General features: G+C 72.2%; 16 protein-coding genes. 10 read left to right on the top strand and 6 right to left on the bottom strand.

Annotation, left to right across the window (positions count from 1 at the left end; translation table 11 throughout):
* The first annotated feature begins 53 nt into the window (after positions 1–53).
* From CRP52_RS20815 to CRP52_RS20825, 3 genes are all read left to right on the top strand, one after another.
* Positions 54–1,220, top strand: coding sequence for a low temperature requirement protein A (locus tag CRP52_RS20815; RefSeq protein ID WP_097237779.1), 1,167 nt, complete (start codon positions 54–56; stop codon positions 1,218–1,220).
* 144 nt (positions 1,221–1,364) lie between these two features.
* Positions 1,365–2,042 carry a uracil-DNA glycosylase gene (locus CRP52_RS20820; RefSeq protein WP_097240233.1) on the top strand — a complete coding sequence of 226 codons (678 nt, stop codon included), beginning with the start codon at positions 1,365–1,367 and terminating at the stop codon, positions 2,040–2,042.
* Positions 2,043–2,249: 207 nt separating this feature from the next.
* Complete coding sequence (locus CRP52_RS20825; protein ID WP_179852866.1) at positions 2,250–3,338, top strand: glycoside hydrolase family 6 protein; 1,089 nt, start codon at positions 2,250–2,252, stop codon at positions 3,336–3,338.
* A 20-nt stretch (positions 3,339–3,358) separates the two neighbouring features.
* On the opposite strand, the gene CRP52_RS20830 is transcribed toward CRP52_RS20825, so the two are convergent.
* From CRP52_RS20830 to CRP52_RS20845, 4 genes are all read right to left on the bottom strand, one after another.
* Entirely contained in the window at positions 3,359–5,290 is a 1,932-nt protein-coding gene (locus tag CRP52_RS20830) for a kelch motif-containing protein (RefSeq protein ID WP_097237781.1), read from the bottom strand.
* A gap of 19 nt (positions 5,291–5,309) precedes the next feature.
* Complete coding sequence (locus CRP52_RS20835) at positions 5,310–7,403, bottom strand: glycosyltransferase family 2 protein (protein ID WP_097237782.1); 2,094 nt, start codon at positions 7,401–7,403, stop codon at positions 5,310–5,312.
* A gap of 486 nt (positions 7,404–7,889) precedes the next feature.
* The gene (locus CRP52_RS20840) at positions 7,890–8,663 is read right to left on the bottom strand and encodes a 3-oxoacid CoA-transferase subunit B (RefSeq protein ID WP_097237783.1); all 774 of its coding nucleotides are present in this window, start codon (positions 8,661–8,663) and stop codon (positions 7,890–7,892) included.
* A gap of 4 nt (positions 8,664–8,667) precedes the next feature.
* A complete protein-coding gene (locus tag CRP52_RS20845; protein ID WP_097237784.1) occupies positions 8,668–9,429 on the bottom strand; it encodes a CoA transferase subunit A in 762 nt (253 codons plus the stop codon).
* A gap of 284 nt (positions 9,430–9,713) precedes the next feature.
* Between CRP52_RS20845 and CRP52_RS20850 the strand changes: the two genes are divergently transcribed.
* From CRP52_RS20850 to CRP52_RS20875, 6 genes are all read left to right on the top strand, one after another.
* Positions 9,714–10,988, top strand: a complete 1,275-nt coding sequence (locus CRP52_RS20850; RefSeq protein ID WP_097237785.1) for a substrate-binding domain-containing protein — start codon at positions 9,714–9,716, stop codon at positions 10,986–10,988.
* An 89-nt stretch (positions 10,989–11,077) separates the two neighbouring features.
* Positions 11,078–11,836 (top strand): ABC transporter ATP-binding protein, encoded by a 759-nt coding sequence (locus tag CRP52_RS20855; protein WP_097237786.1) that lies wholly within the window; start codon positions 11,078–11,080, stop codon positions 11,834–11,836.
* A 53-nt stretch (positions 11,837–11,889) separates the two neighbouring features.
* Positions 11,890–12,696 (top strand): ABC transporter ATP-binding protein, encoded by an 807-nt coding sequence (locus CRP52_RS20860; RefSeq protein WP_097240234.1) that lies wholly within the window; start codon positions 11,890–11,892, stop codon positions 12,694–12,696.
* On the top strand, positions 12,696–13,562 hold the full coding sequence (locus tag CRP52_RS20865) for a branched-chain amino acid ABC transporter permease (protein ID WP_097237787.1): 867 nt from the start codon (positions 12,696–12,698) through the stop codon (positions 13,560–13,562). The genes CRP52_RS20860 and CRP52_RS20865 overlap by 1 nt, the downstream gene beginning before the upstream one ends.
* Before the next feature lie 248 nt (positions 13,563–13,810).
* Positions 13,811–14,896 (top strand): branched-chain amino acid ABC transporter permease, encoded by a 1,086-nt coding sequence (locus tag CRP52_RS20870; RefSeq protein WP_257032744.1) that lies wholly within the window; start codon positions 13,811–13,813, stop codon positions 14,894–14,896.
* A complete protein-coding gene (locus CRP52_RS20875) occupies positions 14,893–15,798 on the top strand; it encodes an alpha/beta hydrolase (RefSeq protein ID WP_097237788.1) in 906 nt (301 codons plus the stop codon). The genes CRP52_RS20870 and CRP52_RS20875 overlap by 4 nt, the downstream gene beginning before the upstream one ends.
* Before the next feature lie 51 nt (positions 15,799–15,849).
* Here the strand turns inward: CRP52_RS20875 and CRP52_RS20880 are convergent, their stop codons facing one another.
* On the bottom strand, positions 15,850–17,130 hold the full coding sequence (locus CRP52_RS20880; RefSeq protein WP_097237789.1) for a hypothetical protein: 1,281 nt from the start codon (positions 17,128–17,130) through the stop codon (positions 15,850–15,852).
* 408 nt (positions 17,131–17,538) lie between these two features.
* A complete protein-coding gene (locus CRP52_RS20885; protein ID WP_257033103.1) occupies positions 17,539–18,126 on the bottom strand; it encodes a DedA family protein in 588 nt (195 codons plus the stop codon).
* A 645-nt stretch (positions 18,127–18,771) separates the two neighbouring features.
* On the opposite strand from CRP52_RS20885, the gene CRP52_RS20890 reads away from it, so the two are divergent.
* Complete coding sequence (locus tag CRP52_RS20890; protein WP_097237791.1) at positions 18,772–19,863, top strand: LLM class flavin-dependent oxidoreductase; 1,092 nt, start codon at positions 18,772–18,774, stop codon at positions 19,861–19,863.
* Positions 19,864–19,940: the final 77 nt, after the last annotated feature.

Raw genomic sequence — 19,940 nt, forward strand, 5'->3', positions numbered from 1 at the left:
TCCTGCTCGTGGTTCGTGCTCGTGGTTCGTAGGTGCGGGGGAGGCGTGGGCGGATGAGTACGCCGGCGGAAGCGGAAGACGTCGGGGAGAAGCGGGTCACCTGGGCGGAGCTGTACTTCGACCTGGTCTTCGTCCTCGCCATCACCCAGGTCTCCGGGCTGCTGCACCACCACCACGACGCGACCGGCCTGGTCCGGGCGCTGGTGGTGTTCGTCCCGGTGTACTGGTGCTGGGTCGGCACCACCGTGCAGGCCAACATCCGGGACGTGGACAACCCGCGGGACCGCCTGGGCATCCTGCTGGTCGGGCTGGCCGGCCTGTTCATGGCCCTGGCGATCCCGGGCGCGTACGGCGGGCGGGGCGTGCTGCTCGGCGCCGCGTACTGGCTGGCCCGGGTGGTACTGCTGCTCCTGCTGGTCCGCATCCCGGGCGTCTGGCGCGGCCCGTACGGGGTGGGCGTGCTGGTCAGCGGACCGCTGCTGGTGGCGGGCGGACTGCTGCCGGACGGGCCGCGGCTCGCACTGTGGGCGGCGGCCGCCCTCGGCGACCTGGCCGCGCCGACGGTGTTCCGGCGGCGGCTGGCCAAGGTCGCCTACCACCCGGCGCACATGCCGGAGCGGTTCGCGCTGTTCCTGCTGGTGGCGCTCGGCGAGTCGATCGTCGGGATCGGCGGCACGGCCGCCTCGGCCCGGCTGGACGCGGCCGAACTAGCCGCCGTGGCAGCTGCGTTCACCATCTCGGCAAGCCTGTGGTGGCAGTACTTCGTGTACGCGGCGGACGCGATGCGGCACGCCGTGGTGACCGCCGACTCGCGCCGGGACGTGGTCCGGCGGATCTTCCAGTACGGGCACCTGGCGCTGGTCGCCGGCGTGATCGGGGTGGCGGTCGGCTTCGGGGAGACCGTCGCCGACCCGTGGCGGGCGCTCGGCCCGGGCGCGGTGGCGCTGCTGTACGGCGGGTGCGCGCTGTACCTGCTGACCTTCGGGTACACGCGCTGGATGATGTTCCGCCAGGTCGCGACGACCCGGATCGGCGCGGCGGCCGTGACGCTGGTGCTGCTGCCGGCCGTGGTGCGGCTTCCGGCGCTGGTGGTGCTGGTGGCACTGGCGGTGCTGCTGGTGGCACTGAACGTGCTGGAGCACCTCCGGGTGGAACGCACCTCCCGGGCCGCCGCCGCTCCCGTTCCTGCCAGTGTTCCCCCGACCGCTCCTGGGACGTGAGTTGTCGGTGGGCCTGTGTAGCGTTCTGGGTGAAAGAGGGCGTGCGGCACAGCAGCCGCGGTGTGGGAGGTAGATGTCGTGACGGACACGGTCGAGGCGGACACGGTCGGGGCGGGCGTGGTCGGGGCCGGCGCGGGCGGCGGGCTGGAGCTGCCCGGGTCCTGGCGCGAGGTGCTGAGCGCCGAGACGGACAAGCCGTACTTCGCCGAGCTGGAGGCCTTCGTGGCGGCCCAGCGTGCGGAGCACGAGGTGTTCCCGCCGAGCGGTCAGGAGTTCGCCGCTCTGGAGGCCACTCCGTACGAGAAGGTCCGGGTGCTCGTGCTCGGCCAGGACCCGTACCACGACAACGGTCAGGCCCACGGCATGAGCTTCTCGGTGCTGCCCGGCACCAAGACGCCGCCCTCGCTGCGCAACATCTTCAAGGAGCTGGACGCCGACCTGGGCATCCCGGCTCCGGACAACGGCTACCTGATGCACTGGGCCGAGCAGGGCGTGCTGCTGCTCAACGCAGTGCTCACGGTCCGTGCGCACGAGGCCAACTCGCACAAGGCGAAGGGCTGGGAGAAGTTCACCGACGCGGTGATCAAGGCGGTGAGCGACCGCGAGGAGCCGGTCGTCTTCGTGCTGTGGGGCAACTACGCGAAGAAGAAGCTGCCGCTGATCGACGTCTCCCGGCACGTGGTGGTGCAGGGTGCGCACCCGTCCCCGCTGTCCGCGAAGCTGTTCTTCGGGAGCCGCCCGTTCTCGCAGATCAACGAGGCGCTGGACGGCTTCGGCGGCGAGCCGATCGACTGGCGGGTGCCGAACCTGAAGCAGGCCTGAGCACCGGGGCGGGGCCCCGATCGTCGGGTGGCCGTGGGCCGGGCGGGTTCGATCTCCCGTGCGCCCACGGCCACTTGGCGTTCACTGCGGTCGGCCGTCGGCCTGGGCCGGGTGTGCTTAGCTGGTGCCGACCGGTCGCCGGACCGGTCGTGGGAGGGGCGGTACGTGCACGGGCTGCGGCGGTCGAGGACGTTGCGGGGGTCGGGGGTGTCCCGGTGGGCCGTGGGGGTGGCGCTGGCCGGGGTGCTGCTCGCCGGGTCCGGCTGCAGCGGCACGGACGGTGGCGCAGACGGTGGTACGGACGGTGGTACGACCGGCGCCGCGGACGGTGGCGCGGACGGTGGCGCACCGGGCAGGACCGGCTCCGCCGGTCCGACGACCACCGCCGGTGCCACCGCTCCCGGCGCCCTCGCCCAGCTCCCCGGGCAGACCTTCTACGTCTCCGACCAGACCAACGCCGCCCGCCAGCTGGCCGCACTGCGCGGCCAGGGCCGGACGGCCGAGGCCGACACGCTGGCGCGGATAGCCTCGCAGCCCTCCTCGCAGTGGCTCGGCGAGCACGGCGCCAGGGAGATCGCCGAGCAGGTGAGCCGCCGGGCCGCCGAGACGGGCCGCACGGCGGTGTTCGTCGCGTACGACATCCCGCACCGGGACTGCGGCCAGTACTCGGCCGGCGGTGCCCCCGACGCGACCGCCTACCGGGCCTGGATCACCGGTGTCGCGCAGGCCCTCGGCGACCGCCGGGCCTGGGTCGTGCTGGAGCCGGACGCCGTCGCGCACACCCTGGACGCCTGCGGGGTCAAGGGCGACCTGGCCGCCGAGCGGTACGGCCTGTTGGCCTTCGCCGTCCAGGAGTTGAAGAAGCGCCCGAACGTCCGGGTCTACCTGGACGCGGGCAACCCCGGCTGGGCGCAGGACCCGCAGGAGCTGGCCGCCGCCCTGCGCAAGTCGGGCATCGCCGCGGCGGACGGCTTCGCGGTGAACGTCGCCAACTTCTACGACACCGAGCGCAACGCGGCGTACGGCGCCCGGCTCTCGGCGGTGCTGGGCGGGAAGAACTTCGTCATCGACACCAGCCGCAGCGGCAACGGCGCGCTGGGCGGCGACTCCTGGTGCAACCCGCCCGGGCGGGCGCTCGGCGAGCGGCCGACCGCCGACACCGGCCGACCCGGGGTGGACGCCTACCTGTGGATCAAGAACCCGGGGGAGTCGGACGGCGAGTGCGGCCGCGGCGAGCCCCGGGCGGGCGAGTTCTGGCTGCCGTACGCGCTCGGGCTGGCGCAGGCGGCGCGCTGACGGCGTCGGACGCGGGCGCGCTACCCCGTGACCTGGACCCAGCGGGCGACCGACGGGGTGCCGGCGGCGTCCGTCAGGAACAGCATGTACCAGCCCGGCGGCAGCAGGTTGGGGTTGCTCGGGAGGGTGAGCGAGACGCCGTCCGCCGTCCGCGCGGTGATGTCCAGGGCCACCGAGCGCTGCTCGACGTCCGTCACGTGGGTGACCGAACTCGGCCGGATCAGCTTGGCGGTGGCCACCGCGTCCGCTCGGGAGGTGCCGACGGCGAGGGTGCCGCCGAGCTTCGCCGTCGACGGTGCGGAGCCCACCTGCGGGCGGTCGCCGTGGTACAGGTACGGCGGGCTGTAGATCTCGATGCGCTGCTCGAAGCCGCCCGGCTGGGTCTCGGCCTTGTCCGCGAAGAGCGGGTTGGAGCCGAGCACGGCGACCCTGCCGTCCGGCAGCAGCAGGGCCTCCGAGTGGTAGTTGCGGCCGACGGTCGGCTCGGCGGCGGTGCTGAAGCTGTTGGAATCCGGGTGGTACACCTGCGCCTTGAGCAGGTCGCTGTCGCCGCGGCCGCGGTAGCCGCTGGAGCCGCCGGTGGTGAGGACGGTGTCGTCCGGGAGGATCACGCTGTTGAGGTAGCGGGTGCCGCCGGCCGGCAGGTCCGGGCCCGGGGTGAAGGCGGGCTTGACGGCGGAGAGGTCGACGATGTCGGTGCGGGCCGTGGACAGCGGTGACTCGCCGACCCCGCCGCCGCCCAGCACCATCACCTTCTGCGCCTGCGCGGGCGGGAGCAGTACCGAGGAGGAGGTCTCGGTCAGGCCCGGGTCGCGCAGGCCGGGGACGGCCTGGAAGGCGTTGGTCGACAGGTCCCAGACGCCGGCCTCGCGGCCCTTGTCGGCGGGCCCGTAACCGGCGTTGGACGCGGAGTAGAAGAGCTTGCCGGAGGCGGTCAGGAAGATCGACGGGTAGGTCGGGAAGTAGCGCTCCGGCGCCCTGGACCACGTCCTGCTCTTCGGGTCGTAGATCTCGTTGTCGTTGCCGTTGAGGATCTCCCCGGTGTCGTCCAGCCCGGAGACGGTGACTACCCGGCCGTCGCCCAGCCCGGTCAGCGTCGGGTACCAGCGGGCGTGGGCCATGTCGGTGACCGGCTCGTACAGTTCGGTGTCCGGGTTGAACTCGAAGGCGGAGCGGATGCCCTGGTACTCCTGCTTGTCCAGGGTCAGCTTGTCGCTCTGCCCGTAGAGGTTGTGGGCGTCGGTGCCGGTCAGGCCCTTGATCCGGTACTGGGCCGGGGATCCCGCCACGTAGTCGGGGCCGGTGCCGACCGCCTCCACGAACACGTGCTGCTCGCCGGCGGTGACGACGGTCTGCCGGCCGGAGCCGCTCTTGGTCGCGGCCGGGACGGTCACCGGGCCGGTGGTGGCGTACTCGCGGCCGTTCGGGGCGACGAAGACGGTGCCCTTGGGGAAGGTCCGGTCGCGCTCCGGGCTCTCGTTGCGGACCCGCATGACGCCGGCCGCCTTCTTCACCGCGCCGGCCAGCTTCTCGTACCGCTGGGTGCCGCCGGCCACCAGCACCCGGCCGTCCGGCAGCGAGGCGTGGCCGCCGCAGAACATGTCGGCCGGGGTCGGTATCAGCTTGTAGCCGTTCCTCGCCGGGTCCCAGAGCAGGCTCTTGAAGGTGCCCGCGCCGAACTGCTTCTCGTCGTTGCCGGAGCCGGCCACGATCAGGACCTTGCCGGTGCGCAGCAGGGTGGCGTGCACGGCGTTGACCCGGAACTCGGCGGGCAGCGTCAGGGTCTGCCAGTGGCCGTACTGCGCCTTGTACTCGGGACGGTTGATCACGTAGTGGTGGTACTGCTGGGACGCGAAGCCGAGGACGGCCGGTGCGTTCATCCCGGCCACCGTCAGCGCGACGGTGCTGCCGAGGGCGAAGCGCTTGGTGCGGCCGGTCTTGCGGATCCTCACGGTGGTTGCTCCCTCAGTCTCAGTGGATGGGGGTGCCGCTCTCGGCCCGGGTGTGCTGCGTCGGATGGGCGGGGTGCGCGGGCTGGCCGTGCTGCGTCGGATGGTCGTGCTGGGCTGCGCGTGGGTCGCGGGCGTGGCGGGGGCGGCGCTTCTCCAGGACGACCTTCGGGGTCGCAGCCGGGCCGCCGGTGACGGTGAGGGTCGCGGTGGGGCGGGTGCGGAGGCGGCGGACGGCGTCGCCGGCCAGGATCAGCACCGGCAGGAGGGTCAGCGCCAGGGCGATCCAGGCCCAGGTGCGCATCGCGACGTGGTCGTAGCCGGTGACGAAGGACGCGGCGATCGCGCCGCCGAACACCAGCGTCCAGAAGAGGTGGTAGCGGAAGGTGCCGAGGCGGTCGGTGCTGGCCGAGCGCCCCTTGGGCGTCACCTCGAAGCGGCTGCGGCGGCGGACCAGCGCCTGCAGCAGCGAGGCCGCGTAGATCGGGCCGCACAGCGCCGACATCATCATGCCGGCCACCCCGGAGGAGCCGGCCGGCTCGTGCGGGCTCACGTTGTGTTTGCGGTTCCAGGTGTAGAGCAGCAGTTGGAGCGCGGCGGCGTCGCTGTAGAGCATCATCCAGAGCTCGGAGGAGACGTGCACGCCGGAGGCTCCGAAGCCCAGGTAGAGCACGCTGGACAGGCCGCCGAGCAGCCAGGTCAGCGCGGCCATCGGGTAGAAGCCCACCATCAGGGAGTAGTTGAGCAGCCGGCCCGGCGAGAGCTGCCAGAGCACCCGCCAGTACTGGGTCAGCAGGGTCTCGTAGGTACCCCGGCTCCAGCGCAGTTGCTGGGAGAAGAAGTCGGTCCAGGAGGAGGGTCCTTCGCCGACCGCCAGCACGTCCGGGGTGTACACGGACTTCCAGCGCTCTCCGGTCTCCGGGTTTCGGCTCCGGTGGAACTCCAGGCCGGTCGCCATATCCTCCGTGATGGAGTCGTACAACCCGCCGATCGACTGGAGCGCGCGGATTCTGACCGCGTTGTTGGTGCCGACGAACATGGGCGCGCCGTAACGGTTTCCGGCGCGTTGGATGAGGGCGTGGAAGAGGTACTGCTGGCTCTCGGAGAATTTGGTGACGGCCGAACCCGAGCTGCGGTAGTTCCCGTACACCTGGGGGCCGACCACGAATGCCACGTCGGGATCGCGGAAGTAGCCGAGCATCCGCTCGCAGAAGTCGGGCAGCGGGACGTGGTCGGTGTCGACGGACACCCAGAAGTCGTAGTCGTCGCCGTGCGCCTGGAGCCAGGCGTTGTAGTTGCCGTGCTTGCTCCTGGCGCGGAACCTGCCCTTCGGGCGGTTCCAGTGCGGGCGGCCGGCGCGGCTGAAGTGGCGGACGCCCAGCTCGGCGCAGAGCTCCTGCATTGCAGGATCGTTTCCCTCGTCCAGCAGCCAGACCTCGTACGGCCCTTCGTGCCGCACCGCACGGGCCGCGACCAGCGTGGCCCGGACCATCTCCGGCGGCTCCTTGCCCGGCACGCAGGTGGTGAGGAACGCGACCCGGGTGCCCGGCTCCGGCGTCACCGGTACCGGATCGCGGGCGACCAGCGTGGCGTGGGTGTTGGAGACCACATTGACCAGCCGGAACAGCTCGACCACGGCGATGATCCCGATCATCACCTTGTCGCCCAGCAGTACCAGGGGGTTCGTCTCGTCCAGCCGCTCCGGCCAGTGCTCCGGCAGCAGCAGCCAGACCAGCAGCACGGCCTCCACCACGGGCGCCGCCGTCAGCAGCAGGGCGGCGCGGATCCGGTGCGGCTCGCGGCGCAGCAGACTGCGGTACCGGACGCGGTAGGGGGCCGTCGGGGGTACGGGCGGTGACGCGGGTGTGGGCGGTGACGCGGGTGTGGGCGGTGACGCGGGTATCGCGTGGGCCGCCGGTTCCGGCCGGTAGACGCCGCCGCCGAGGTCGTCGTCCTCGTCCGGATCGTGGGCCGGCCCGGCGAGACGGCTGAAGTGGCCGTAGTCGTACGGGGCTTCGGGCACGGATAAGGAACCCAGGGCGCCCTCGTCCAGGTGCCCGGCCCCTCGCCTGCGGGCCGTCCCGACGTCCTTCCGTCGCGAGAACGGCGTGGTCATTGATTGCTCCCCCCGGAGTCTTCGCGCCTTGCTTCGCTGCTCGGCCTCGTCGCGGAGCCACCGTCCACGCAGAAACACAGCCCGGTGAACTGCGGCCATTCGGGCAGTTCACCGGGCTGTGACTATTCGGCACATGACGTGTGCGACTGGTTCAGTTATGCGCCTGCACGGTGACTTCGAATGCGGGATCCCGGCGGATGTCCCGGCTTCCCCTCCGAGCGCTCGGATCCTCGACGTGTTCAACTCTCCCGGAGCGTCACGGTGATCGCAACCGTTCCGAGAAATGATCACCACTCAGGCATGAAGTTCCTGCCGTTCCAGGCCATTCTGTCGCCCGGAGGTGATAGCGGAGCGAAGTCCCTTCACGAGTTCTGTCCGCGCTGTCCGCGAGTTCCCTTCACGAGTTCTGTCCACGCGTACGGTCCACGCTTTCCGTCCACGCGTGCCGTCCACGCTTTCCGTCCACGTCTTCCGTCGCCGAAGTGGTCACACCGGAGGGAGGAGGGTGGCGCCGGTCGCCGCCCGGACCTCGGCGAACCCCACACCCGGCGCCGTCTCCACCAGGCGCAGTCCTTCCGGTGTCACGTCGATCACCGCCAACTCGGTGACGATCCGGTCCACAACTCCGCGTCCCGTCGCGGGAAGGGACAGCTGCTCGACGATCTTCGGTGAGCCGTCCCGGGCGGTGTGCTCCATCACGACGATCAGCCGACGGGCCCCGTGCACCAGGTCCATCGCGCCGCCCATGCCCTTGACCATCTTGCCGGGGATCATCCAGTTCGCGAGGTCCCCCTCGGCCGACACCTGCATCGCGCCGAGCACGGAGACGTCGATCCGACCGGACCGGACCATGCCGAAGGAGAAGGCCGAGTCGAAGTAGGAGGCACCGGGGGCGACCGTCACCGTCTCCTTCCCGGCGTTGATCAGGTCGGCGTGCTCGGCGCCCTCTTCCGGGTACGGGCCGACACCGAGGACGCCGTTCTCCGAGTGCAGCACCACCTCGACACCCGGCGGGAGGTGGTCGGGGATCAGGGTGGGCAGGCCGATCCCCAGGTTCACGTACTGCCCGTCGAGCAACTCCCGTGCGGCGCGGGCGGCCAGGAAGTTGCGCGGGTCGAGACCTGGGCTGGGGGAAGGGGCGGCGGAGGCGGAGGCGGAGGCGGAGGCGGAGGCGCGGGCGGGAGCGAGGGCAGGGACGGCGGTGGCGCCGGGTGCGGTGCTGGTGTCGTGCAGGGTACGGGCGCTGCTCGGAGTGGACATCGGCTCAGGCCTCCTGGCGTGCGGGTCGGACGGTCCGGCGCTCGATGCGGCGGTCTCCGGGGTCGGCGGCCACCACCCGGTCGACGTACACCCCGGGCAGGTGCACGGCGTCCGGGGCGATCCCACCCGGTTCGACGATCCGGTCCGCCTCGACCAGGGTGACCCGGCCCGCCGCCGCGCAGAGCGGGTTGAAGTTGCGGGCGGCCGCGTGGAACACGCAGTTGCCGTGCCGGTCCGCCACCTCGGCCCGGACCAGCGCGAAGTCGGCCGTGATCGCCTCCTCCATGAGGTACCGCCGACCGCCGAACTCCCGCACCTCCTTGGGCGGCGAGGCCAGGGCCACCGAGCCGTCCGCCGCGTGGCGCCAGGGCAGCCCGCCCTCCTCGACCTGGGTGCCGACCCCGGCCGGGGTGAAGAACGCCGGGATGCCGGCGCCGCCCGCCCGCAGCCGCTCGGCCAGCGTGCCCTGCGGGGTCAGCTCCACCTCCAGCTCGCCGGAGAGGTACTGCCGGGCGAACTCCTTGTTCTCCCCGACGTAGGAGGAGGTCATCCGGGCGATCCGGCCCGCCCGCAGCAGCAGGCCCAGCCCCCAGTCGTCCACCCCGCAGTTGTTCGAGACCACGCGCAGCCCGGTGACGCCGGCGTCCACCAGCGCACCGATCAGTGTGCTCGGGATGCCGCAGAGCCCGAAGCCGCCGACGGCCAGCACCGCACCGTCGGGGATGTCCCCGACGGCGTCGGCGGGGGAGTTCAGGACCTTGTCCAAGGGATCACCTCATGAGGAGTGGGAGGGAGGGGCAGAGGGGAGGGGTGTCCCCCAACCGTCACCGGGCGCGGGCCCTCGCAGCCATGGCGGCCGGCTCCATGGGTGCGCGATGACCCGTGTCGGTGCACCACACCCGGGCACCCGGAGGACGGCTCCGGGTCGGCGGTATGTCGACCGCAGCCACATCCCGCCGGGCTGATACGTCGCCCGGGCACATGTCGCCCTTCCCACCGCACACCTACGGTTCCGGCATCCACCCCGCCGGACCTCAGGAGTCGGTCACCATGCGCAGCTCGACAGTCCCCACCAGGACCGCCTCCGGCGACCGCCCGGGCGGGCCCCAGGCCGGCGGCGGCCCGGCCCGGAGGCTCGCCGCCCTCGCGGCGTGCGTCCTGCTCGCCGCAGGCTGCGCCAAGGCCGGCACCGCCGGGACGAGCGCTGCGGACGGCGGAGCCAAGGGCCCGATCAAGGTCGGCCTGGTCTACTCCAAGACCGGACCGTTGGCCGCCTACGGCAAGCAGTACCTGGACGGTTTCAAGGCCGGCCTGGGCTACGCGACCAAGGGCACCGGCGCGGTGGACGGGCACAGGATCGAGTTCGAGGAGCAGGACGACGCGGGCGACCCGGCCAAGGCGGTGTCCGCCGCCAAGGACCTGATCGGCAAGGGCTACAAGGTGCTGGCCGGCTCCACCGCCTCCGGCGTCGCCCTCCAGGTCGGCCCGATCGCGGCCCAGAACAAGGTGCTCTTCATCAGCGGCCCGGCCGCCGCCGACAAGGTCACCGGTCTGAACACGTACACCTTCCGTTCCGGCCGCCAGTCCTACCAGGACATCAGGACCGCGGCCTCGTTCGTCGGTGACGCCAAGGGCAAGAAGGTCACCGTGCTCGCGCAGGACAACGCCTTCGGGCAGGCCAACGTGGCCGCCGTGAAGGCCGTGCTCGGCGCCGAGGGGGCGACCGTCGAGCAGGTGCTCGCCCCGCCGAGCGCCACCGACCTCACCCCCTTCGCCACCCAGGCCAAGACCGCCAGACCCGACCTGCTGTTCGTCGCCTGGGCCGGCGACACCGCCTCGGCCCTGTGGACGGCGCTCAACCAGCAGGACGTGTTCACCGACACCAAGGTCGTCACCGGTCTCGACCTGGCCGCCTCCTACCCGCTGTTCGGCCCGGCCGGCGAGAAGATCTCCTTCCTGAACCACTACTTCGGCGGCGCCGCCGGCACCCCGGTGGAGAAGGCCATGGACGAGGCCGTCACCGCCGCCGGCGGGAAGAGCGACATCTTCACGCCCGACGGCTTCACCGCCGCGCAGCTGATCGTGCACGCCGTCGAGGCCAACCACGGTTCTGCCGACGACACTTCGGCGCTGGTCAAGGCGCTGGAGGGCTGGAGCTTCGACGGGGTGAAGGGGAAGACCACGGTACGAGCCGAGGACCACGCCCTCCTCCAGCCGATGTTCCAGGTCCGGCTGACCGGCACTGGAGCCGCCGCCAAGCCCAAGGTGGAGAAGACCCTGACCGCGGACGAGGTGGCCCCTCCGGTCGCCCCGATGGCGGGCTGATCCCGGTGCCCGCCCGTACGTCCTCCTCTCGTTCTGCCTCCGCCCGTACGCCCTCCGCCGGTACTGCCTCCACACCCTCGGCGTCGTCGGTGCGTTCCTCCTCCCCGGTGCTGCGCCTGGACGGGCTCGGCTGGTCCGTCCGCGGTGTGCCGATCGTCGAGGACGTCTCCTTCTCCGTCGGCGAAGGCGAGTTCATCGCCTTCATCGGGCCCAACGGCGCCGGCAAGACCTCCCTCTTCAACCTGGTCTCCGGCATCCACCCGGCGACGCACGGCAGCCTCCACCTCGATGGTGCGGACATCACCGCCGAGACCGTGCACGCCCGGGCCCGCCGGGGCCTCGGCCGCACCTTTCAGACCTCCTCACTCTGGCCGGGGATGACGGTCGCCGACCATGTCCGCCTGGCCGCCCAGGCGGCGGCCGGGCCCCGCGCCTCGTACCGGCTCTGGCGTCGCGCCGACCACTACGAGGACCAGCTGGCCGACACCCTGCACCGCACCGAACTCACCCACCGCGCCGACACCTTGGCCGGCACTCTCTCGCACGGAGAGAAGCGCAAGCTGGAGCTGGCCGTCCTGCTGGTCTCCGATCCGCGGCTGATCCTGCTGGACGAGCCGATGGCGGGCGTCAGCGCGGAGGAGGTGCCCGCCCTCACCGAGCTGATCCGCTCCGTGCACCGCGACCTGGGCCGGACCGTCCTGATGGTCGAGCACCACATGGACGTCCTGCTCGGTCTGGCCGACCGACTCGCGGTGATGCACCACGGCACCCTGCTCGCCCTGGACACCCCCGAGGCCGTGATGGCCGACCCGACCGTGCAACAGGCCTACCTGGGTGAGGCGCTGTGACCTCCTCTCCGCTCTCCTCGTCGTCCTCCGACTCATCCTCCGTACCGTTCTCCGTGCCCTCCTCCGCTACCGAACCCCTCCTCTCCGTCCGCGATCTGCGGGTCGTCATCGACGGGCTGCACATCCTGCACGGCGTCGACCTCGACGTGGCCCCCGTCGGGGTCACCGCGCTCCTCGGCCGCAACGGTGCGGGCAAGACCACCACCGTCAAGGCCCTGATGGGCCTGGTTCCGCGCACCGGCAGGATCCGCTTCGCCGGCGCCGAACTCTCCTCCCTTCCCACGTATCTGGTCGTTCGTCATGGCATCGGGTACGCGCCCGAGGACCGGGGGATCTTCGCGGGCCTGACGGTCGCCGAGAACCTCCGCCTCGCCGAGCGCGGCACCCAGGGCGGGGCCGGAGCCGTCGAGCCGGACTATCCGCTCGTGCACGAGCTCTTCCCCGAACTGGAGCAACGGGCCGGGCAGTTGGCCGGGACACTCTCCGGTGGCCAGCAGCAGATGGTGGCGATCGGCCGGACGCTGCTCAACCGCAACCGGTTGATCATCGCCGACGAGCCCACCAAGGGCCTGGCCCCGAGGATCGTGGCCGAGGTGGCCGAGGTGCTGGCCCGCGCCGCGGCGGCCGTGCCCGTCCTCCTGGTCGAGCAGAACCTCGCCCTGGTCCGCCGACTGGCCGGCACCTGCGCCGTCCTGGCCGACGGCCGCACCGCCCACCGCGGCGACACCGCCGAGCTGTTGGCCGACGAGGAGGCCGCCCGCCGCCTGCTCGGCGTCGGCTCCCGTCGCCCGCTCGCCGGCGAGTCCCGGCCCGCAGCCTCCCCGGCCGCCCCTGTCATCACCGCGGAGGTGAAGCCCTGATGGACACCCTCGTTCTCCTTTCCTGTACCGGACTCGGTCTCGGTGCGCTGTACTTCCTGGTCGCCTCCGGTCTGTCGTTGATCTTCGGTCTGATGGACGTGCTCAACTTCGCGCACGGCGCCCTGCTCTCCATCGGCGCGTACGCCACCTGGTGGGCCGGCGCCGAGGCCGGCCTCTCCTTCTGGCTCGCGGTGCCCTTCGGCACCCTGGTCGGGACGGCCGCCGCCGTCCTGCTGGAGCTCTTCGTGATCCGGCCGCTCTACAGCCGCCCGCGCGACCAGATCCTCGCCACCGTCGGGGTCGGACTGGCCGTGCCCGCCCTGCTCATGGGGATCTGGGGCGCGGACGCCCGCCCCTTCCCCCAGCCGGCCCTGCTGTCCGGCACCTGGCACGTGCTCGGTGCGACCGTCCCGGTCAACCGCTTCGTCCTGGTGGCCGCCGCTGCGCTGTTGCTGCTCACTCTTCGGTTGTTCCTCGCCCGTACCCGCTACGGGCTGATCGTCCGGGCCGGCGTCGAGGACCGGGCGATGGTCACCGCGCTCGGCATCGACGTCCGGAAGGCGTTCACCCTCGTCTTCGCCATCGGCGGGGCGGCCGCCGCGCTCGGCGGTGCCCTCGGCGGCCTCTACTTCAGTTCGGTCAATCCCGGCCAGGGGACCGGCCTGCTCATCTTCGCCTTCGTCGTCGTGGTGATGGGCGGCATGGGGTCCGTGACCGGGGCCGCCGCCGCCTCGGTGGGCGTCGGCCTCGTCCAGCAGTTCGCCAACTACTACACCGGCGCCGGGCTCGGCGACCTCTCGGTCGTCGTCCTGCTCGCCGTGCTGCTTCTGGTCCGACCCCGTGGACTCACCGGGAGGCTCGCGTGAACGCCGAACGTCCGATCACGAGCACCGGTGGCCCCGCGGTCCGCCGCAGCGCCGCCACCTCGGCAGGGGGGACTGACACCAGCCCTGCCGTGACCGCCATATCAGCAGAGGGGACTGACACCAGCTCCGCCGACACCGTCACTGTGGCAAGGGGGACTGACACCAGCCTTGCCGAGACCCCATGTGAACACACTCGCGAGTCCGGCGCCATCCCTCGAACAGGTGATTCAGTCACTAATCGCTGGACAGTGCTGCACGGAGCGCTACGCTGGTGGCCGATCGCTCTGCTGATCACGCTCCTTGTCGCCCCATACAGTGCGCTTCCCCTCCCGGGACTGCTCGACGGCCCGCTCGGCAGCCCCGGAAGCCTCCAACTCCTCGCCCTGTGCCTGCTCTACGGGGCCCTCGCCACCGGCTACGACCTCCTGCTCGGCCGTACCGGACTGCTCTCCTTCGGCCACGCGCTCTACTTCGCGACCGGCCTCTACGCCACCGACCTCGGCATGCTGGAGCTGCAACTGCCCTTCGCCGCCGCCGCGGTGTTCGGCGTCGCCTGCACCGTGCTGCTGGCCCTCCTGCTCGGCTCGGTCAGCCTGCGCGTCACCGGCATCGGCTTCTCCATGGTCACCCTCGCCTTCGCCCAGGCCGGCTCGATCCTCGTCCAGCGCAACCCCGGTGGCGCCACCGGCGGCGAGGAGGGCCGCTCGGCCCCGGCCGACCTGCTGCCCTCCGGCCTGCTCGGGATCGAGAACACCGCCAACCTCTACTGGATCGCCGTCGGCTACCTGGTGCTGACGCTCGCCGCGGTCCACTGGGCCGTCAACTCGCCGATCGGCCGCGTCTGGGAGGGCATCAGGGAGAACGAGCGCCGGGTCGAGGTGCTCGGACTGCGGCCCTACGGCTACAAGTTGGTCGTCTTCGTGCTGGCCGGCACCCTCGCCGGCCTGGGCGGGGTGGTCTACCTGCTGCTGACCGGTGGTGCCACCCCGCAGGCCGCCACCTCGGACGCCACGCTCGCCCTCCTGGTGATGGTCGTCCTCGGCGGATCCGGCACCCGCTGGGGGCCGTTGCTCGGCGGCGTCCTGTACACGTGGGCGAGCCACCGGCTCGGCGACCTCGCCAACTCGACGGCCGTCGCCGACCTGCCCGCGGCGCTGCGCGTGCCGCTCTCCCAACCCCTCTTCCTGCTGGGCACCTTGTTCGTCGCCGTGGTCTACCTGCTGCCCGGCGGCCTGGCCGGTCTGCCCGCCCGCATCCGCGCCGCCCGATCCGCCCGCTCGGCCCGCACCACCGCCGTCCGCACCGCCCGCCCCACCGGAGGTACCCCCGCGTGAGCCAGTCCCCCCTGAACCCCGAGGAGTTGACCGTCCCCGTGCCCGGCGGGGACCTGGCCGTCCTGCGCTGGCCCGCCGAGGAGCCCGGGGCGCCGACGGTCGTGGCGGTGCACGGCATCACCGCCAACAGCCTCGCCTGGTACGAGGTCGCCCACCGGCTCGCCGGACGGGTCACCCTGCTCGCGCCCGACCTGCGTGGCCGCGGTGCCAGCCGCTCGGTCGCCGGGCCGTACGGGCTGGTCCGGCACGCCGATGACGTGGCTGCGCTGATCGCCGCCCTCGGTTCGGGGCCCGCGGTGGTCGCCGGCCACTCGATGGGGGCCTGGATCGCCGCCCTGGCCGCCCTCCGGCACCCCGGACTCGTCCGCCGAGTCCTGCTGGTGGACGGTGCGCTGACCTTCCCGCTGCCGGCGGGCGTCCCCGAGGAGGACGCCCTGGCCGCGGTGCTGGGGCCCGCGGTGGCCCGGCTGTCCATGACCTTCCCGGACCGCGAGGCCTACCGGGCGTTCTGGCAGCGACACCCGGCCGTCGGAGCCGCGTGGACCGACGGGATCGACGCCCACACCCAGCGCGACCTCGTCGGCGAGGCACCCGAACTGCGCTCCTCCTGCGTGCCGGAGGCCGTCCGGATCGACGGTGCCCAGGTCCTCCTGGACCGGGAGGCGGCGGCCGCCGTGCACCGGCTGACCTGCCCCGCCGAGCTGTTGTGGGCCGAGCGCGGCCTGTTCGACGAACCGCAGGGCCTCTACGACCACCAGCGGATCGGCCTGGCCGGGCTGGACCCGGAACGGGTCCCGGCCTCGCCGGTGCCGGGCACCAACCACTACTCGATCCTCTGGAACGAGGCGGGGGCCGACCGCATCGTCCGCAGCCTGCTCGCGGACACCCCCGCCGCGGGGTAGCCACCCCTGCCCGCGGGGGCGGGGCGGCCCGGGCCGGCAGCGGCCGGCGGGTCAGCCCGCGGTGCCGAGGAAGCTCTCCCAGCCGCCCGTCGGCGCCTGGCCGACGTTGAGCGAGCGCAGCTTGCGCAGGGTGGACTGGTCCTGCACCTCCAGCCACTCGACCAGCTGCCGGAAGGAGACCAGCCGCACCTCGGGCTTGCCGGTGATGGTCTTGAGCGTCTGCTCGACGGCGTCCATGTATATGCCGCCGTTCCACTGCTCGAAGTGGTTGCCGATGAAGAACGGTGCGCGGTTGCTGTTGTACGCGCGGTCGAAGCCCGCCAGGTAGGAGTCGGTGGCCTGGGTGCGCCAGTCGTTGTACTTGGCCGGGTCGCCCTTGGTGCTGCCGTTGGACTGGTTGGCCAGGATGTTGTAGTCCATCGACAGGACCTGGAAGGTGTGCCCGGGGAACGGTATGGACTGCAGCGGGAAGTCCCAGACCTTGCCGTCCTGCACCTTCTGCGGCCATATCTGGAGCCCGCCCGAGGAGCTGGCGTCGTACTTCCAGCCGAGCTTGGCGATGGTCGGCAGCAGCGCCTTCTGTCCCTCCAGGCAGGGGGTGCGGCCGCCGATGAGCTCCTTCTTGTAGTCGAAGGGGAGCGGGTCGACGTCGGTGAAGCCGGTGTTGGTCCGCCACTGGGTGACGAAGCCGATCGCCTGGTCGATCTCGCTCTGCCAGTCCTCCGGGGTCCACATGTTGACCCCGTTCTTGTCCGGTCGGCTGGAGCAGAAGTGCCCGTTGAAGTGGGTGCCGATCTCGTGACCGGCGAGCCAGGCCTGGCTGATGAGCTTGAGCGTGCTCTTGACCGCACCGTCCGACAGGTACGGGATGTCGGAGGCGCCGACCGAGTGCTTCGGCGGGTGGTACAGGTCGGCCTTGCCCTTGGGAAGGGCGTATATGCCGGAGAGGAAGAAGGTCATCGTGGCCTTGTACTGCTCCGCCAGCTTCAGGAAGCGGGGGAACTGGCCGTCCTCGGTGCCGCCGGCCCCGTCCCAGGAGAACACCACGAACTGCGGCGGCCGCTCGCCCGGCTTGAGCTTCTCGGGCTTGGGCTGGTTCGGCTGCGGCCCGGTGTCCGCGTTGGAGCCGTCGCCGATCGGGGTGCCCTTGGGCACCACCGCCTGGGTCGGGTCGCCGGTGCCGGTCTGGGGGGCGCTGCTGCCGCCGCCGGAACCCGCAGGGGTGGAGTCCTGGCTCGAACCGGAACCGCCGCTGGAGCAGGCTGCGACCGCGCCGAGGGCCGCGGTCGCAGCGGTCGCACTGAGCACAGTCCTGCGCGAGATGCTGGTCATGGTCTCCCCTGGGTGCCGATGCCGGTGGTGAGGACGGCCCGCGGCCGCACCGGTCAAATCGGGCAATTGATGATTATTCCGCCGTTAGCATGTCATGTCGCCATGGCGGCCACCAAGGCCGCCGAGCTCCGACGACTCTCAACACGCCAGGCACCCCCGGCTGGGCTGCAGGTATCCCTCGTCTGTTGCCGTGCTGTGACGCTTCGGATCCCTCGCGGCCCGCGCTGTACGGTACCGCCGGTCGGTCCGGCCCCAGCCGCAGTTCGTCAGGGTTCGGCCCGGTTGATCGCCCTCTTGGGAAAACTTTTGCCCCTTACTGGGCCCGGCCGTACGAACAGGGGTCAGGGGCAGCGGCAGCGCGGAGCGGTCGGAGGACGCCGGTAGGGGAGGACGGCCGGGAAGGTCCGGTCAGAGCGCGGCGAGCCGACGGTGCCGCCGCACCATGCGCGCGATCGCCGTACTGATGGCGGTGGCCGCTGCGCAGGAGACCGCGAGGCTCAGCCAGGCGGTGTTGAACCAGTGGCTGTTCAGCCAGCCCAGCGTCACGATGTAGGCGGCCCAGACCAGCGCCGCCAGCGCCGACCAGTGCAGGAAGCGGTGCGGATGGGCGGGGGAGTGGCCGATGGCCAGGTCCAGGACGGTCCGCCCGGCCGGGACGAACCTCGCGATCACCACCATCGCCGCGGCCGCGCCGTGCGGCCGTTCGACCAGGGCCTGTTGGACCCGGGTCACGCTGGCCGCCAGTTTGGGGCGCCGGGCGAGCCGGCGGTTCAGCAGCGGGGCGCCGCGCCGGGCCAGGTGGAGAAGGAGGAGATCGCCCAGGAAGGAGGCCACCGCCACACCGAGGCCCAGTAGCAGCGGGGCACCGTTGACCTGTGCCGTCTTGAGCACGGCCAGGATGACCAGCGTTCCGCTGGGGATGAAGGGGAGGAGGGCGTCTCCGAGTACGGCGAACAGAGCCAGGGCGCAGATCCACGAGGATCCGATCGCCGCCATGAAGTTCAAGGCCCTTACTCCCTCCACGCCGCCCGAGCGAGCAGGTGGCTGTAGGCCTCAACGCTAGCGCCTCGACTTTTCATGCCATGAAGCACCCCGGTATGCCGTAGATCACGGCCAGCGGTTCCGGCCGCCCACCGGGCGGCGGGGCCGCCCGCCCGGACCGGCGGGGACGGACTCGCCGGCGGCGGCGCAGGGGCGCCGGAAACCGAACGAGCCCCCGGGGCGGGGTGCCGCACCGAGGGCTCGCAGTGATCGTCCGAGGCTGGTCCAGCCCGACGATCTTGCAGGTGGAGTGCGGGGGCCCATCCGGCGACCCGCTCCTGATCACCAGACTGCCGGACGCCGGGCCCCCGCCGCGAGCCCTGGCGCTGGCGACTTCCGGCGCTGGCGTGAAGTCGCCAACCGTGTACGCCCGCTGGCTCTCCGTCAGCCCGGGGCCGGCTCGGCGGCACCGTGCAGAACGGCCGAGAACGGAGCCGGAGCAGGGCCGAACGGCACCCCGGGAGCGGGAACAGCGAGCTCCCGACCGTGGTTGACCCCGGTCGGCAGCAGCGACCGCCGGGCCCCCCGAGACCCGCACGGTCGCCGACTCAGGCCGGCCCCAGGAAGGCCGGCACCAGGACAGCCAGGAGGGCGGACGGCATGACCACCGAGGACCAGCAGGAGCACGGGACCGGGCCGACGCCCGGCGCGGCGATCCGGGGAGCCGCCCGCGGTACGGCACCCGCCCCGCTCTCGATCCTGGACCTGGCCACCGTCGGCGTCGGCTACACGCCCGCCGAAGCCCTGGCGGCCACCACCGGGCTGGCCCGCAAGGCCGAGCAGTGGGGCTACCACCGCTTCTGGGTGGCCGAGCACCACGGCATGCCCGGGGTGGCCAGCTCGACCCCGGCCGTCCTGCTCGCCCACCTCGGCGCCAACACCACGACGCTCCGGCTCGGTTCCGGCGGTGTGATGCTCCCCAACCACGCCCCGCTGGCCATCGCCGAGCAGTTCGGCCTGCTGGAGGCCCTGCACCCCGGCCGGATCGACCTCGGGCTCGGCCGCGCCCCCGGCACCGACCCGGCCACCGCCCGGGCGCTGCGCCGCGGCCTCGCCGAGGGCACGGACGACTTCCCGCAGCAGCTCGCCGAGCTGACCCACTTCCTCGACGGCGACTTCCCCGCCGGCCACCCGTACGAGCGGCTGACCGCCGTTCCCCAGGGGAAGGGCCGTCCGCCGATCTGGCTGCTGGGCTCCTCCGGGTTCAGCGCCCGACTGGCGGGCCGCCTCGGTCTCCCGTTCGCCTTCGCCCACCACTTCAGCAGCGCCAACACCCTCCCGGCCCTGGACCTCTACCGGTCGTCCTTCCGCCCGTCCGCCGTGCTCGCCGAGCCGTACGCACTGATCGGCGTGAGCGCCGTCGCCGCCGCCGACGAGCCCTCGGCCCGCCGCCTGGCCCGCTCCGCAGCCCTCGGCATGCTCCGGCTGCGGCGTGGCAACCCCGGCCCGATCCCCACCCCGGAGGAGGCCGAGCAGTACCCGTACAGCCCGGCGGAGGCGGACTTCATCGACAGTTGGCTCGACAACGTCGTCCTCGGCGACCCGGGCCGGGTCGCGGACGGCTTGGAGGCGCTGCGCAAGCGCACCGGAGTGGACGAGCTGATGGTCACCTCGCACATCCACGGCCACGAGGCCCGTCTCCGCTCCTACGGCCTGATCGCCGAGGCCTACGGTCTGACGGCCGCCGCCTGACGCCACCGCCTGACGGTCACCGCCCGACCGCCGCCGCCTGACCACCCTCCGGCGCGCCGCTACCTGCCCCCGCCGAC

It is taken from the genome of Streptomyces sp. 1331.2 (assembly GCF_900199205.1).
Taxonomy (GTDB): domain Bacteria; phylum Actinomycetota; class Actinomycetes; order Streptomycetales; family Streptomycetaceae; genus Kitasatospora.

Excerpts from the sequence above, each read along its gene's own strand:
- CRP52_RS20815 (WP_097237779.1), top strand. The coding sequence starts at position 54 with ATGAGTACGCCGGCGGAAGCGGAAGACGTCGGGGAGAAGCGGGTCACC.
- CRP52_RS20835 (WP_097237782.1), bottom strand. The coding sequence starts at position 7,403 with ATGACCACGCCGTTCTCGCGACGGAAGGACGTCGGGACGGCCCGCAGG.
- CRP52_RS20840 (WP_097237783.1), bottom strand. The coding sequence starts at position 8,663 with ATGTCCACTCCGAGCAGCGCCCGTACCCTGCACGACACCAGCACCGCA.
- CRP52_RS20850 (WP_097237785.1), top strand. The coding sequence starts at position 9,714 with ATGCGCAGCTCGACAGTCCCCACCAGGACCGCCTCCGGCGACCGCCCG.
- CRP52_RS20865 (WP_097237787.1), top strand. The coding sequence starts at position 12,696 with ATGGACACCCTCGTTCTCCTTTCCTGTACCGGACTCGGTCTCGGTGCG.
- CRP52_RS20880 (WP_097237789.1), bottom strand. The coding sequence starts at position 17,130 with ATGACCAGCATCTCGCGCAGGACTGTGCTCAGTGCGACCGCTGCGACC.
- CRP52_RS20885 (WP_257033103.1), bottom strand. The coding sequence starts at position 18,126 with ATGGCGGCGATCGGATCCTCGTGGATCTGCGCCCTGGCTCTGTTCGCC.
- CRP52_RS20890 (WP_097237791.1), top strand. The coding sequence starts at position 18,772 with ATGACCACCGAGGACCAGCAGGAGCACGGGACCGGGCCGACGCCCGGC.